A 14,306-nucleotide genomic window follows, 5' to 3' on the forward strand; every position below is an offset into this window, starting at 1 on the left:
TGCGCATCCCACTCATCCTGCTTGCTGCGCAAGCAGGATGACGCTCCGTCCGCTCCGCTCCCCGGAGCGGAGCGGGACTTACGTCCCGCTATCAGGCTTGCGCTTCGCTCCAGCCTGATCGGCAGGTCCGCTGCGCTCCCCCCGCCTGACGGTCCTTCCGGCTGCGCCTCCAGAACCGTTGGGCCCGCTGACGCGGGCCGAGCTGGCTACGAGAGGGGCGGGGTGTGGCATCCGATAACGGTCCGTCATCGGATGCCACACCCACGGGGGTCAGCGTCTGCGGGCCCAGCCGGCACCGACCCCGGCCACATGCAGAGCCAGAGCCGTCAGCCCCAGCAGCATGACGTTCGTCGAAGAGAACGCATCGTTGGTGCTGATGTCGGCCGCATTGATCAAAAACGCGAAGAAGAACAGCACTGCCGCAACTATGCCAAGCATGACGAGCTCCTTCCACAAGGGGGTGAAGCCCGTATGCCCGGCTATCGCTCCCGCAGACGCCGGGAGGTCCAGGCCCTTCGCCAGCAGTAAGTCAGGCATGCGCATGGCGTGGCCGGGTCGCCCGCCGTGGTGCAGCGTGGCGGGCGGGCTCGGCCGAGTCCACGGCCTGGAGACGCTGGAGCCATATGGAGGATGTGAGCAGCAGGCCGGTGAAGATGGCCAGGAGGAGGGCGGATACCCACATCTGCCGGCTTCCGGGGGTCTGCCAGCCGGTCCAGGCGGTCGATGCCGCCCACACCAGGACGCCCACCGCGTAGAAGGTGCGGACCCGGCGCAGCTGCCGCGCTGCCCGCAGGGACTTGATGCGATCAGTCGTGGATGCCATGCCGGGCCGTGTACCCCCGTGCCCGCTGTTCAGCGGCTAGGTTCGCCCTGTGGTCTACCTGTGCTCTTGCTACTGGCTGCGTCCTTCGAAGTCACGCCGTATGGCTGCCCCTTGGTCTTCGATGAGTCCTGCACTGTCCGGGAGGTCCAGGGCGGCGCCGCAGTGGTTGCACGGTTTCCCGTCTTCGGCGGGCGTGCCGCAGGCCTTGCAGAACCGGTTGCCTTGGTGGTTCTCGGTCTTCTGTTCCATGGTCTCTCCCGGATGGTGGGCAGTGATGACTGCGGAGTACCCGTGGCTTCCGTGTCGATTCTCTTGGATCTCCTGCTTCATTTTTTATCTGCGATAGACTCTGGACTCAGATGGCTGCAGCGCTGTGAGGCGTGTAACCCTCTGGAGACGGCGTCTGTCCCGCATCGGAGTGTGGTAGCCGGTGTCGCGGTGGGGGCTTGTGGATCAATCCCCTTAGGACCCACGGTGGTTGGCCGTGTGTGGGTGCGTGAGAGCTGTTGTCCGGCCCGCCGGAGAGGATGGATCGGATGGCTGTGAAAGAACTTCGTCCTCATCAGCGTGAAGCCGTGGACGCGGTTCTCCGAGTACTCGAATTGCCTGCAAGATCTACTGTGCCCGAGCGGGGGCTGCGGACGCAGGTGGTCATGGCGACCGGATCGGGCAAGACTCTCGTCGCCGTGCGCAGCGCGGAGGAGCTGCGGGCGGGTCGTGTGCTGGTGCTCGTGCCCTCGCTGGACCTGCTGGCGCAGGCGGAGGCCGCTTGGCGCGAGGGCGGGCGTAGGGGGCCGATGATCGGGGTCTCGTCCCTTCGGGGGCCGGAGGCGTCCTTCCCGAACACCACAGACGTGGACGAGCTGGTCGACTGGGTGCGGCCGTTCGACCGCGTCACCGTGTTCGCCACGTACGCCTCCCTCGGACTGGGCACCCTGGAACGGGCCCACGCCGCCGGCCTTCCGGGGTGGTCCCTGATCGTCGTGGACGAGGCGCACAGGGTTTCGGGCAGGATCGGCCGGCCGTGGGCGGTCGTCCACGACAACACCCGCATCCCCGCCCTCCGCCGCCTCTACATGACCGCCACCCCCCGGCTGTGGCAGCTCGACGAGGACTCCGAGCAGGGCGCGCCGGGCGAGCTGGTGGCTTCGATGGAAGACGATCCGGACGGGCCGTTCGGCAGCAGGGCGTTCACTTTGACGCTCTCGGCGGCCATCGACAGGGGAATCTGTGCCCCCTACCAGGTGGTGTGCGTGGACATCACTGACACCAAGCTCCAAGCCGCCCAGCTCCTGGGCGCCGAGGCGCGCTCCGAGCAGGTGCGCGGGGCGCGGCTCGCCGCCCTGCAGACCGCCCTGGTGAAGGCGTCAGCCGAGGAAGGCTTCCGGCGCACGCTCGTCTTCCACCATGTCGTCCGCGAGGCCGAGGCATTCGCGGCCGGCCTCCCGGACGTCGCCGCGCAGTTGCACTCGGCCGCCCCGGAGCTGTACCCCAAGACGATCTGGGCGGACTGGCTGTGTGGCGACCACAAGCCAGGCCACCGGCGGCGGGTTCTCGGGGAATTCGCCGACGGGATCACCACGGACGGCACGGTCGTGGAGAAGTCGTACCTGGGGTCCGTGAAGGTCCTGGGCGAGGGCGTCGACACTCGCAACTGTGACTCCGTGTACTTCGCCGACGTCCGCGGCTCCATGCCCGACCTCGTACAAGCCGTCGGCCGCGCACTGCGCATCCAGCCGGGCGACGGCAAGATCGCCTCACTCGTCGTGCCCGTCCTGCTCGGGCCCGGAGAGACAGCCGACAACATGCTCACCAGCCGGGCGTACGGCGGCCTCGCGAAGCTGCTGGAAGCGCTCAGGGCACACGACACCCGGGTCGTGGAACAGCTCGCCGAGCAACAGGCACAAAGCCGTGTCCGAGGCGTTCAAAGCCGCAGCGGAGAGGAAGGCGAGGGGGCCGAGAGCGACCGAAGCGACTGGCTGTCGGTGCCAGCCCGGCAGTTGCTCAAGTTCAGCACACCACGCGACCCCGCGCAGCTGGCCGCGTTCATCAACCTGCGCGTCCTCAACCCCGAACACCAACACTGGCGACGCGGCATCGAAGCCGCCACCATCTACCACCGGCTCCACGTCAACCTGAAGGTCCCCTTCACGTACCGCGTCCCCGACCGCGGTGACCAGGAAGCGGAAGCCGAGGGGTGGCCGACCACGCTCGCCGGGTTTCCACTTGGGCAGTGGATCGCCGACGCTCGGAGGTTCTACGCCCGGGGTGACATGGACGAGGACCGTATCGCACAGCTGGAAAAGCTGGGCATGGTCTGGTCCCACTACGACGTCGCCTGGGAAGAAGGCCTCGCCGCCGCCCGCGGCTGGGCCGAGGAGAGCGGGCACCTCCTGACACCGACAGACGCCACCTACAAGGGTTACCGCGTAGGGCTGTTTCTGAAGAACGCGCGGGCGGCCGCCCGGCGAGCGGCCGTGAACGAGCAGCGGCGAGCCGAAGGGCTGCCCGTTCAATCCGCGGCCGGCGCACTGCCGCAGGAGCGGCGCGAACAGCTGGAAGACATCGACCCCTCCTGGTGCCCCACCTGGCCCGTGGAATGGCAACGCGCCTTCCACCTCACCCGCCAGCACCTGGAAGCCGGCGGCGTACTGCCCATGTCGCCGGGCGAGTGCGTACACCAGGGCGAGGACCTAGGGCGGTGGGTGCGCTCGGTCCGGTACGGCTGGGACAAGCTCACCACCGTCCAGCAGTGGATGTGCGAACACATCCTCGGCATCCAACCCGCCGACGAAGATGAGAAACCCAAACCGCGGACCAGCCAGGCAGACAAATGGGCCATGAACCTGGCAGCAGCCCGCCAGTACTTCCAGCGCGAAGGACACCTCCACGTACCACGCAAGCACATCGAACGGATCGTCCTCAGCGGTGAGGACGGGGACGCGAGCGGCCGTGAGGACGGCAAGGGCCCGGAATTCCAGGAGCTCAAGCTGGGGGCATGGATCAGCAACCAACGCAACAGAGCCGCGACGCTGTCACCGGAACGCATCGAGCGGCTCTCTGCGATCGGCATGCGCTGGGCCTGACCGTGAGCAGGACCTGCCGCCCCCGCCGCTAGCTCGGACCTGCTGCACCGCGTATGCCGACCGTATCGTGGAGCGTTCATTTTGCGTACCAAGTGCGTACGGATGGCATTGGGGGGCAGTGGGCGCCTAATTTCCCCTCCCGCCCGCCCTACTGGCTCATGGCTCCCGGGGTTACCGCAGCCGGGCGGGGAACCTGCCCTGCCCGGCTACCGGAGCCCTCTGTGCAGGGGGCCTACGGCCGGCCGTCTGCACGGACGGGCGCTGCGGCTCATCGACGACCAGCGACCACGCATCACCCGCAGCCCCGATGCGGCTGCGGCGTCGGCCAGCGCCCCCGTGTGTGGAAGCGGCCCGCCAGCGGCGAGTGGCAGGCCGGCGGGTTCCTACCGCCGGCCTGCCGAGTGATCAGGTCGTCGCTGATGATGAGCGGCCAGGTAACGGTGCAGGCAGCCCACGGACCCGCGGCGGTGGAGACGTCGCTGACCACGACACGGTGGTCCTCGTTCACCGAGTGCAGGAGGCAGTTTCGGGAGCCGACACCGCGATGGAGGATGTAGTCGAACTTCTTGTCCGATTTGACGTGCGTACTGTTGCACCGGGAGTCGTAAGTGCCTCCGCAGAACGGATCGACGTCCGAGAGCCTGGCGTGCCAGATCGGCTGCATCTCGCTGTACTGCGGTTGCGCGTTGAAGTCACCTGCCAGGAGCAACTGGCTGTAGGGCTGCGCGGCGTGCAGCAGTTCCTTGATCTGTGTCTTGCGCTCGTCCCGGTACGCTCCCCAGCTGAGCTGGGTGTTGAACACCCGCACCCACCGATTCGCAAGCCGGGTGGTGAACGCCATGTAGCCTCGGGCCTCCAACGGCCCCTCGTCGTCGCTGTAGTACTCCTGGTCGAAATCGCGTGCCGGGGTTCCCTTGGCGTACAGCACGGCCTGGCCGTTCCTCGTCCAGCCGTCGCATGCCACGTTGATGGTTCCTGGCCCGAACTTGATCTGGTACTCCAGGCCCTGTCGCTTGAGCCGGCGCACGGCCTCGCGTACCTCAGTCCTGCAGGATTCCTGCAGGGTGACCACCTGCGGCTTGTAACGGCTGATCTGCTCGACGAGTAACTCCGGGGTGCCGAGATTCTGTCCGTTGGAGTTCCATGACATGACCCGGTCCTTGACCACGGCCGCCCGGGAGACGACCGGTGTGGTGACGGTTTGTTCCGGTGCAGCCTGAGCGGGTGCGGTCATCGCGCCGAGCGCGACCGCGCCGCCGAGCACTGGAGTCACCAAGCTACGGCAGAAACGCATGCGCAGTCCTTTCTTAACTTAGCAGGGAGTGCGGCGTGGTCGCGACGACCCACCGAAAGCAGGGCTGTGTTTGATGGCCGTCCTGCCGCTTTCGGCCGCGAGCCGGGTTGTATAGGCCACGCCCCGCGGGACGGTTGGGGGCCATTGGTGTCCCGGACAGGTCTCGGCCGTCGATGGTGGTGAGACGTTTTCTGCCCACCGCGCTGTTTTGGTGTGCTGAGCGATGCTGGGCCGTCGTGGTGATGCAGCCCAGCCCTCTGGGGGCCTTGGTCGCGCCGTGCCGTTTTACGTCCGTGGCCGCGGCACAGTGATGCTCTGCTGGTGCCACGGGCTTGAGTCGGCGTTCGTCAGTTGTAGGGGTGCGGAACGTCCCAGCCGCCGCAGTCGACTTCCTCACCGTTGTTGACTCGGCATTCCTTCACTTCAAAGGGTTGCCACGTGTCCAGGGAGGAGCGGTTCTCGTAGTACGTCTGCGTCTTCTCGTTCTGGTACCCGGAGGCGGTGAGCGGGCTGAAGGTCCCGCTGGTCCCGCCCCAGATCCAGCGCCAGCGGAAGTAGACGCGAGCGCTGGCGCGGTCCGCTTTCGAGTCGGTGATGGTCACCGTTGCATGGCTGGTTTGGCCGTCTGCACCACCGGAGTACGAGAACTCACCGTGCGCCCAGGCCCCGACAACATCGGCCTGAGTATCCGTCGCGTTCCACGCGGTGGCTGCCTGAGCGGAGCCCGCGGATGCGAAGACTCCCGCCAGTGCCAGTAGCCCACTGGTCGCAACCAGTGCCGCTCCACGCGAAGTCCCTCGAGCATTGCGTTTCACGTTGGTCCTTTCTAGGTGGTGTGGGCTTGGAGTGCGCTCCTGCGGCGTTAGGTGCGGGAGGCTGCCGGACGCGTTGCCTGTCAGGTGGCGAGCCGGGTGTCCGCCGAGCTCCCTCGGTTCGCGCCGCGCTGAAGATGCTGCCGTCGACCGGGCAATAGCCACCAGGCCTTTCAGCTGTAGCCAAAAGGGTTGGGGATGGGCAGCATCGTACTCATGCTGCGTATCCATTTCACTGAGGCCGACCTGCGGCAGGTCACCGTCGCCTCGGTGCCCAACGCCCTGCTGGAAGCTGCTCTCAGCGTGCGCTACTTACGCACGGGACCGGCTGGCGCCGCCCGGTCGCGTCCCGGTCTCGCACAATGGCGGAAGACGATTGTCCGGAGCGTGGCGCCTCGGGCCGGGGTTCTGCTGGACCTGGATCCTCGCCAGGGTGGCCTGCTCGACTTCTTCATCCACCCCTCAGCCCCCGAGCTGCGCGCCGGCGTCGAACTCGCTGCGGCCACATCGGTTCAGGAGCTGGCGGCTGAGATCGCCTTCCTCGACAACCGTGTCCGCGAGAGGGCCCCGTTGCGGGAACTGTCCGAAGGCACGGACCGCGGTCGGCGGATCCTGGCACATGACACGCTGCGCTACTTCGACTCTACCCTCGCGCCCCTGTGGCCCCAGATCCAGTCCACCGCCGTCGCCGACCGCGCCCTGCGCGCCGAAGCACTGCTGCGCGGCGGCGTCGATGCCCTGCTCGCCACCCTCGTCCCCGGCTGGCACTGGAAGTCACCGACCTGGCACGTCCCTTCGTCGTGCGCCCTCACCGACGTGCGCCTGGGCGGCCACGGCCTGACTCTCGTCCCGTCCTACTTCGCCCTGGACCCGATGTACATGCGCCGCCCCGGCCAGCCCTGGACCTTGACCTACCCCCTGCACACCGAAGAGCACCCCACACACGCCGCCGACACCCTCGGCCCCCTGCTCGGACGCACCCGCGCCGCCGTCCTGTCCAGCCTTCGCCACCCCGCCACCACCAGCGAGACGGCCGACCGCGTCGGCATCTCCCTGCCCTCGGCCAGCCAGCACACCACCATCCTGCGCAACGCCGGCCTCATCACCACCACCCGCACCGGCACGGCCGTCCTCCACACCCTCACCCCCCTCGGAACAGCCCTCCTCCACGGCGACACCACCAAGTAACGACCGACGGCCGCACTGCCTGCGGAGGATCGGAGCACACGAGCACTGGACAGGGGTCTGTTCTTCGGGCCGAGCGAGCCCGCGGCAGGGAGGCTGTCGGCCCCGCCTGGGCCCGTACCGCTGCCCCACCCGTACTCGCCCACGTCCTGACCGCCGAAACCCCACGAGGCGGGCGGACCCCATGCCCGTTGCTGCTTCCTGCCCAGGGACCCCCAGCTCCATCAGCGCGGCAGGCTGGTTCCCTTCAAGGCTGGCCACGCGCGCTGACGTGGCGGCAGCACGACTGATGCGCGCGTCCCCGGCCGCTGCAGCGATCCGAGCCCGGGACCGGCAAGCCCGGGCTACGGTGCAGATGCCCAGGCCACGGAGCGCTCTTCCACACCGGTCATGCCCAGCCCATCTGTACAGCCGTCCGTGAACAACCAACCGGCGATCGCAGCGCATCGTGCCCTGCTCACCGGTTTCCTCCTCCGCTGCATGCGAAATGCAGCGGTCGTCAGCCACGACGGCAGTGGTAAGACGCTCGAGGTTGTGTCCCTCTCGCCGCGGCGTCGCTCGGCCTATCCGGCTGCGGAGTTGAGGAGGGCTTGACCTGCAGGACTGATGGTGTGGCGGACGCTTTGCCCGTCACGGGTGAGGGCGGTGAGCCCGGCATTGCGCAGCACGTGCGCGTGTTGACTGGCACTCGCGAGAGAGATGCCGGCGTGGGCTGCGAGTTGTGTGGTGGTGCATTCGGCATGCTCGGCTATGACCCACAAGACGGTAGCCCGGGTTCGACCAAGCAGCGCGCGCAGTGATGCCGGGGCCTCACTCAAGATGCCGGCTGTGACGACGGCGGGAGCTACGGTGGCGTGTGCACTGTCCCGGACCGGGAAGGTGATCCAGGGCTGGCCGTCGTCTGGGTAGTCGAAAGCGGGGTAGTGGGCACCGAACACGGTCGGGATGAGGAGGAGCCCCCGTCCCGCAAGGTGAACGTCTCCATCGCGGTTGGAGGCCGTGGTCAGGTGCAGTACTGGAGAGGCCCAGGTGATGTAGCGCGGGTTGAGTTCGCTCAGTAAACGCTCAACGCCGTGCTCAGCCAGTTGTCGCAGACGCCAGGCCCGGTCGACGCTGGCGAGTTGCTCGATGCGAGGCCAGTATGGCGCGATGCACGACTCATGGGCCTGATGCACTGCCTCAGCCAAGCGGACCACAAGCGAGGGATTCTGCCGCAGCTGCCGGGCCGCCCGGGGCACGTGCCGAAGACCGGCTGACCATTGGTCCACGTCTTCGGTAACGCGTTGTTTCGGAGTGGAGGACAGTCTTTCCAGGAAGTCGTCCGGCTGCTCGGCTCGGCTCAGGTCCAGGAAGTCCGCAGACGGCCCGAGTGCGGGGATGAAGTCGAACAGCGGTGTGGGACGTGGCTGCAGACGCGCTGCTACTTGACGCCGCCACGCGTCGAACCTGACCGGATGGCTTCGCTCCTGGAGGAGCCGAATACCGATATCGAGTTCCAGTAGGGGTCGAACACCTGATGCCAAGTGGGTACGGCCCAGATCGTCGGCCGTGAAATGGATCCGCAAGGTCACCACCGCAGTCTCGCCACCGATGCGCGTGTCGGCCCAGTACTAAACGAGTCGTACAGCCTCGCTCTCCTCCCGGCCCTGTTGGCGAGCGAGAGCGCGATCGGCGGGCTTGCACCGGCGCAGACACGATGCTGAGCGCCGACTAGACGAATCTCTCCGTCATGTGAAGGCCATGCCGTAGTGCCGGACGGCGGCTGACCTGTGCCTGGCTGACTCCTCGCGACACAGCAGGATCGGCCTGTGTCTGGCCCACCATCTGCATGAGCGCGGCAACCACGACCCTCGCCTTCCCCCGACGGTAGTCCCATGGCGCTCGACTTACCGCTGCCGGTTCCAGGAGGGTCTGTCAAACGAGCGGTGTAACTGGGGTGGTTGACGGTTACTGACGGGCCGCTGAGAGTCGGCCGTCGAAGGTGATATCGAAGGCGTTCAGATCGGTCTTCCAGCGCATGGTCCAGCGGGCCTGTCCCTTGCCGGTGGGATCGAGCGACATGATCGCCATGTAGACACACTTCAACGCGGCTTGCTCGTTCGGACAGTGACCGCGGGCCTTGACCGCTCGCCGGATGCGGGCGTTGACCGACTCGATCGCGTTGGTGGTGCAGACGATCCGGCGGATCTCCGTGTCGAACCGCAGGAACGGAGTGAACTCCTCCCACGCGTTCTCCCACAGTTTCACGATCGCCGGATACTTCCTGCCCCAGGCATCGGCGAACTCCGCGAACCGGTCCAGGGCGGCCTCCTCGGTCGGAGTGGTGTAGACAGGCTTGAGCAGTCTGGCGATCTTGTCCCAGTCCTGGCGGGCGGCATAACGGAAGGAGTTCCGCAACAGGTGGACCACACAGGTCTGCACGATGGTGCGGGGCCAGACCGTCTCCACCGCCTCGGGCAGGCCCTTGAGCCCGTCGCAGAGGAGCATCAGCACGTCGTTCACGCCGCGGTTGTTGATCTCGGTGAGGATGTGCAGCCAGTGCTTGGCACCCTCACCGCCGTCGCCGGCCCGCAGGCCCAGGATCTCGCGCCGACCCTCGGTCGTGACGGCCAGGGCCACGTAGATGGGCCGGTTGGTGACCGCGCCGTCGCGGATCTTCACGTGGATGGCGTCGATGAAGACCACCGGGTAGACGGCGTCGAGGGGGCGGCTTTGCCATTCGGCCATGCCCTCGAGGACCTTGTCGGTGATGGTGGAGATGGTCTGACGGGAGACCTCGGCGCCATAGACCTCCGCCAGGTGAGCCTGGACTTCACCGGTGGTCAGGCCCTTCGCGGCCAGCGAGATCACCATTTCGTCGACGCCGGTCAGGCGCTTCTGCCGCTTCTTGACGATCTTCGGTTCGAAGGAGCTGTCCCGGTCGCGGGGCACGGATATCTCCACCGGCCCCACATCGGTCAGCACGGTCTTGGAGCGTTTGCCGTTGCGGGAGTTGCCACCGTCTTTGCCCGCCGGATCGTGCTTGTCATAGCCGAGGTGATCGGTGATCTCGCCCTCAAGAGCGGACTCCAGCAGCCGCTTGGTCAGCTGCTGCAGCAGCCCGCCCTCACCGGTCAGCTGCAGACCCTCGGCCTGGGCCCTGCTCACCAGCTCGTCGATCAGCTGGTCATCCACGGCCTTCGCCGACACAGCCGCTGCCGACTCGACAGCCTCCTCCGACTCGACAGCCTCCTGCTCGGCCACGTTCTCACTGGTCATCGATGCATCTTCCATGATCGGGAGTTACACCGAACGATTTACAGTCCCATCAGAAGCACCGCTCCTGGACAGCAGCTCTCCACCATCGGCATGCGGTGGGCGTGACCATGCACGGGACCGCCTGATCATGACAGCCCCGCCGTCACCCTCGCATGACTTCTTCGGAACCAGCCGGTGGCCGTCGCCGCATCTGCAGGGCGCTGGCCTCGCCCCAACACAGCCGTTTCCAGCACATCCCCAGGAGGGGCTCAGTCGCTCTGGGACGTAGTCTTCGATCCTTCGCGAGTGCGGAACCGTTCCGATTCGTCCTCTTCGTCGGCCAGGTCAGCTTGGTCCGGAGCGCCACCGCTCCACGCGACGGGCGGTGTCGGCGCCGTGATCGTCTGCGGTTCATCGGAACCCGGGCGGACGCTCGGCTGGGATCCCGGTGTATGGGACGTCTGCGCTTCGTCATCGGAGTTCGTCATGGAGTGCGTGTTCCCACCGCTCCCATTCGAATACCCTGACCAAGTTCAGCCGGTGTCATCGCCTGCCGAGAGCCTAGGAGCCCCGGCCTACGGCGGGCTGCTCGTGTGAGGCCGTGACGACGCCATCCGCCGGCGGCAACCAGCGCATGGACTCGGACATGGAACACCTCCTGAACCGTACAGATAGTGTTCGATTGCCGTACGCATTGCGTACGGAATGCGGGTAGGCGTTGAGGCTGGAGTCCTGCTTTAGCCGAGGGCTGGCAGCGGTTTCTTGCCATGCCTGAACTGGCCGGAGGCAGTACACAAAATCCCAGGGGCGGAGGGGTTTCTGCTCTGTCACATGAAGCTGGCCGGCGGCGTTGTTCCGGACCGGTAGTGGGCGACTCCTGCGTATGACATGCCCAGCGACGTGGTGAGTACCTTGATGTCGAGTTCGTCTGCGAGGGTGAGTAGGCGGGTGTTGCGCAGGATGCGTGGCAGTAGGCCGACGGGGGGCGAGGCTGTCGCGGATGTGAGCGGCGCCGGCGGGGCCGCGGTGCGTCCGGGTGAGGCGTGTGACGAGCAGGTGGGGGTTGTCCGAGCCGAGGCGGCGTCGATGTTCTTGGCAGCGCTGCAGGGCCCCCCAGGTCGCGTCGTCCAGCGGGAGGGCCACTGACCTGCCGGGAAACTGAACGCTCTGGTGATCAGGGTCGATTCCGGTGTCGGTGAGCAGGCGTAGCTCGGTGATGGTTGCTGCGTGGAGCAGGGCGGCGAGTCCGATGAAGGCCTCGTGCGGGTGGATGTCCTGCTTGGTGGTCCACCGTCTGTGCAGGGCTCGCTGCTGAGCCAGCGCGAGGGTAGGTCCACGAAATCCCCGTTGCTGCACCGCGGTTACCGGGTCGACGGGGTTGTGGAGGACCGCCTTGGAGCGGTGGGCATAGGCGAAGAAGTGACGCAGTCCCGCGAGGCGGGAAGCACGGCGGGCCGGGACGAGGGCCAGGAAGGATTCCAGCTGCGCGGTGGTGACACTCGCCCAGTGCACGTGGCCCTCGGCGTAGAGGTGGAGGGCCAGGTCACGGACGGCGTCCAGGCGGATCTCGATTGTCTTGAGCTGATTCGGCCGTAACCCCAGCTGCTGGGCCTGCTCACGCTGGTGCAGCAGGAAGTCGGCGAATTTTCTGACCTGGGGGCGCAACAGGGCGGGTGTGGCCTCGATACGGCGTGCGCGGCGGGCTGCAGCTCGTCGACCGGCGAGGTCCGAAGGTGGGTCGAGGTGGCCGTGGGTTCGTTTCGGGCATGCGCGAGCAGGGTGCGGGGCTCAAAGGTCGTGGTTGTGAGGATCAGGCGCGCGGTGGTGACGACGACGTCAGCCGCATAGATCGGGGGGCGGTGTTCGGCCAAGTGAGCGGCGAGGTCGCGCCACCAGGAGGGCGGGGTGGGCATGCGCTCTGCCCAGCCGGCCGCGCGGGTCAAGACGGTGCGCGGTGAATGCTCGTAGCAGCGCTTGCACAGGCCTTTGGCCCACTGGCCGCTGGTGCCGCACCGTGTGCAGCATGCCGCGGGCACGGCGGTGGCGGGATCAGCACAGGTCCGGCAGCATTGAGTCGCCGCGTCGAGGAGGCGTCGGCGTCCGCAGTGCTGGCACTGCCCTCGTTCGGGCTGTCCGGCGGCCCGGCGTCTACACGCCGCGCACCGTTGTTCCGCTGATCGGCGAGGGGCGCCGCATGTGGTGCACGTGCGCGAGCACCAGGGGCAGCGACCGGTGTCGGAGCGCAGCCAACGCAGTCTGTGGCAGGCCGGGCAGTTGTCTTTGACGGTCAGGGATGCGGCACCGGGGGCCACGGGCAGGTTCTTCGCAGGCTCGGATGCGGTCACAGCGGTGGCAGGGATCGGTGGCGGGGTACGGGCTGCCGCGGTGGAGAGGGCCCTGGGGCCGGCTCGGGGGCGGTGCGCGGCGAACGAGCTGGGGACGCGGCGGGCTCACGCAAGGTCAAAAGGTCACCTGGGGTGCAGTCGAGCGCGGCGCACAGGGCGGCCAGGGTGGACAGCTTCACCTGGGATGGCTGTTTGGTGAACAGCGCGGACACCGATGCCGCGGACAGCTTGAGACCGGCTCGCTCAGCCAGGAGACGGCGCAGCTCGGTGCCTGTCCAGATGCCGCGCTGCGCTGCAGCCATCCGCAGCTTCCACTCCACCTGTTGCGGCGGGCCCGCAGGGTCGATGGCGTGCATCCCGGGTGTGGTCATCGATGCTCCTGGCTGTAGTCAGCCGGCCAGGCCGGTGATGGCGGTACGGGTGGCGCGGCGCCAGGCGTCCTCGACGAAGGTGAGACAGGGCCGGACGTAGGCCATGGTCGCGGCGATATGCCGGTGACCCAGCAGTTGCTGGACGGTGAGCAGGTCCATGCCCTGCTCGTAGTGGTGGGTCGCACAGGCGCGGCGCAGGTCGTGCGGGGTGAACCGGTCGTCCTGGGGGCGGCCTTCCAAATCCAGAAGGTGGGAAAGGCGATCCCGTACGGTGTCCGGCTTCAGGGCCTGCCCGTGGATGTCGCAGAACAGCGGGGCGGTATCAGGGAAGAAGGGGCGGACATCGTTCTGGTACCAGGCAAGGATCCGCTCCAGCCCGTCGAGCATGGGTGTCCATCTCGGGCGCGGTCCCGAAGCGTTGGCCGCCTTGCCGAACCGCACGTGGAGCTTGCCCGATGGGCCCAGTTCAGGATGAACATCACACTGGCCGAGGCGGACGGCTTCACTCACCCGAGGTGCGCAGTGGTACAGGGTGCGCAGCAATGCGTAGTCCCGTGCCGCGGCCGGATAGTCGGACGCGGCCTCCAGGCGCTCGCGGGCGAAGGCGAAGAACGCCGTCAGGCGCTCAGCCGCGGGCGGCAGCCGACGAGGGGTGTCGTCCCAGACATGCCGCAAGCGGTTGAACCAGTCCAGCGGGTCACCCACCGCCATGCCGTACAGGGCGCGGATCTCGGTGGCGTAGCGGTCCCGGACGAAGCCGTGGAACGTACGAAGCATCTGCAGATACTGGCGCCTGGTCCCCGCGGCCCGGCCCGTCAGCAGCAGTTGGCGGAGCATGGCGTCCACGTCGGCGGGCTCGATCTGCCACACGGGCCGGTCGAAGTGGTCCAGCACCCGTTCCAACAGGGACGTGTAGCAACTGATCGTCGTGTCGGCGAAACCCCGTACCACCCACGTCGAGACGAAACGCCTCTGTGCAGCGGGCCTGGAAAGCCCACTCATCCCGCGCCTGGTCGACATCGGATGCCGAGGTTGCAAGCCCGCCCTCGATCAGCCTAAGAGGTCGTTTTCACCCGTTGTTTTATCCCGAGATAGGCCTTTGGCTGCGTGATGTCGGGTCACGCCAGGAGATGGTGTTCTCGCCGGTGAGGCG

12 protein-coding genes are annotated in these 14,306 nt (G+C 67.3%); 3 read left to right on the plus strand and 9 right to left on the minus strand.

The genetic code is table 11. From position 1 onward, the window contains the following. Positions 1–270: 270 nt before the first annotated feature. From ABZ079_RS36005 to ABZ079_RS36015, 3 genes are all read right to left on the minus strand, one after another. Positions 271–537: a hypothetical protein gene (locus ABZ079_RS36005; protein ID WP_356943662.1), complete on the minus strand. Its 267-nt coding sequence runs from the start codon at positions 535–537 to the stop codon at positions 271–273. Beyond that, positions 530–823: a hypothetical protein gene (locus tag ABZ079_RS36010; protein WP_356943651.1), complete on the minus strand. Its 294-nt coding sequence runs from the start codon at positions 821–823 to the stop codon at positions 530–532. The genes ABZ079_RS36005 and ABZ079_RS36010 overlap by 8 nt, the downstream gene beginning before the upstream one ends. Positions 824–892: 69 nt before the next feature. Continuing rightward, positions 893–1,072 carry a zinc ribbon domain-containing protein gene (locus ABZ079_RS36015; protein WP_356943652.1) on the minus strand — a complete coding sequence of 60 codons (180 nt, stop codon included), beginning with the start codon at positions 1,070–1,072 and terminating at the stop codon, positions 893–895. A gap of 287 nt (positions 1,073–1,359) precedes the next feature. Between ABZ079_RS36015 and ABZ079_RS36020 the strand changes: the two genes are divergently transcribed. After that, on the plus strand, positions 1,360–3,909 hold the full coding sequence (locus ABZ079_RS36020; protein ID WP_356943653.1) for a Helicase associated domain protein: 2,550 nt from the start codon (positions 1,360–1,362) through the stop codon (positions 3,907–3,909). Between the two features lie 292 nt (positions 3,910–4,201). Here the strand turns inward: ABZ079_RS36020 and ABZ079_RS36025 are convergent, their stop codons facing one another. Beyond that, positions 4,202–5,173, minus strand: coding sequence for an endonuclease/exonuclease/phosphatase family protein (locus ABZ079_RS36025; protein WP_356943654.1), 972 nt, complete (start codon positions 5,171–5,173; stop codon positions 4,202–4,204). 377 nt (positions 5,174–5,550) lie between these two features. After that, positions 5,551–5,805 (minus strand): hypothetical protein, encoded by a 255-nt coding sequence (locus ABZ079_RS36030; RefSeq protein ID WP_356943655.1) that lies wholly within the window; start codon positions 5,803–5,805, stop codon positions 5,551–5,553. A 426-nt stretch (positions 5,806–6,231) separates the two neighbouring features. Between ABZ079_RS36030 and ABZ079_RS36035 the strand changes: the two genes are divergently transcribed. Further along, positions 6,232–7,203, plus strand: a complete 972-nt coding sequence (locus ABZ079_RS36035; RefSeq protein ID WP_356943656.1) for a winged helix-turn-helix domain-containing protein — start codon at positions 6,232–6,234, stop codon at positions 7,201–7,203. 560 nt (positions 7,204–7,763) lie between these two features. Here ABZ079_RS36035 and ABZ079_RS36040 read toward each other — a convergent pair. Both ABZ079_RS36040 and ABZ079_RS36045 read right to left on the minus strand, forming a co-directional pair. Then, a complete protein-coding gene (locus tag ABZ079_RS36040; RefSeq protein WP_356943657.1) occupies positions 7,764–8,771 on the minus strand; it encodes a helix-turn-helix transcriptional regulator in 1,008 nt (335 codons plus the stop codon). Positions 8,772–9,147: 376 nt separating this feature from the next. Beyond that, positions 9,148–10,458, minus strand: coding sequence for an IS256 family transposase (locus ABZ079_RS36045; protein ID WP_356943658.1), 1,311 nt, complete (start codon positions 10,456–10,458; stop codon positions 9,148–9,150). Positions 10,459–11,664: 1,206 nt separating this feature from the next. On the opposite strand from ABZ079_RS36045, the gene ABZ079_RS36050 reads away from it, so the two are divergent. After that, positions 11,665–12,033 (plus strand): hypothetical protein, encoded by a 369-nt coding sequence (locus ABZ079_RS36050; RefSeq protein ID WP_356943659.1) that lies wholly within the window; start codon positions 11,665–11,667, stop codon positions 12,031–12,033. 745 nt (positions 12,034–12,778) lie between these two features. Here the strand turns inward: ABZ079_RS36050 and ABZ079_RS36055 are convergent. Continuing rightward, the gene (locus ABZ079_RS36055; RefSeq protein ID WP_356943660.1) at positions 12,779–13,153 is read right to left on the minus strand and encodes a helix-turn-helix transcriptional regulator; all 375 of its coding nucleotides are present in this window, start codon (positions 13,151–13,153) and stop codon (positions 12,779–12,781) included. Between the two features lie 18 nt (positions 13,154–13,171). Further along, on the minus strand, positions 13,172–14,155 hold the full coding sequence (locus ABZ079_RS36060) for a tyrosine-type recombinase/integrase (protein WP_356943661.1): 984 nt from the start codon (positions 14,153–14,155) through the stop codon (positions 13,172–13,174). Between the last annotated feature and the right edge of the window lie 151 nt (positions 14,156–14,306).

It is taken from the genome of Streptomyces sp. NPDC006314, from assembly GCF_040613075.1.
Lineage (GTDB): Bacteria > Actinomycetota > Actinomycetes > Streptomycetales > Streptomycetaceae > Streptomyces.